At 31.1% G+C, this 806-nt stretch carries 1 protein-coding gene; it reads left to right on the top strand.

The features are described from left to right. Nucleotides 1-130 precede the first annotated feature (130 nt). Nucleotides 131-568, top strand: a complete 438-nt coding sequence (locus tag HA632_RS01890; RefSeq protein ID WP_176305552.1) for a hypothetical protein — start codon at nt 131-133, stop codon at nt 566-568. Nucleotides 569-806: the final 238 nt, after the last annotated feature.

Genomic DNA, 806 nt, shown 5'->3' with positions numbered 1-806 from the left:
GGTTGTATCAGAAATGTCTCGGCTAACTGAAATTTTAGTTATATTTGAAAACGCAAGTGAGTGAAGAACGCCACAATCACAATCTGCGGCACGTTATAAGCCATTTAAACTCCGCTTAAATTTAGAACTTATGTATAAAATTTTCATAATTATCTTTTTTATCAGCATCAATTCTAATGCTCAGAATAATATTGATGAAAAAGAAACAAAAGTTGGTTTAACAGAAGTTGAATTCGAAAAAGCGAAAGAAGATTATTTAAATATGACACTAACCGAAACATACAAAGCAAACAAAATTATTATTACAAAGTTAATTGGAAAATTAAATGGGCTTGCCACACCAAAAGACTTAAGTGATGAAAATGTATGGTTGAATTGGGTTACTGAAAATTTGTCGAAAACGAAATTCAAAAATATTGATGAGGCAATAAAATTAAGAAAGTTATATGTGGAATCATTCCAAAAACAATGGAATGAAAACGCAGATTTGTATCAAATTATGAAAAAAGCAACATTAGAACAAATACACGAAATTTTAAAACCTGAAAGAGCAGGTCGTCCATTTTAAACTTAAAATTAAACGGCTTATAACAGCAGTTTGCAACAATTGCAAGGTTCGGGCTTTCACCGAATTTTCTCCGAAAATTCAAAAAGTAGTTTTATATTTGGAATCGGCGGTGATTAAAATTTGCAACTGTTGCAAGCCGCAAGACGTTATAGGCTATTATGTCGAAAATCCTGCTTAAAGAGAATCATGATTAAAATAGAATTTGAAGAACCGAATATAGAAACTTGCGAATGTTGCG

The organism is Flavobacterium sp. J49, assembly GCF_011742145.1.
Classification (GTDB): Bacteria; Bacteroidota; Bacteroidia; order Flavobacteriales; family Flavobacteriaceae; genus Flavobacterium.
The sequence above is the reverse complement of the archived record's forward strand: the minus strand, read 5'-3'. Positions and strand labels throughout refer to the sequence as shown.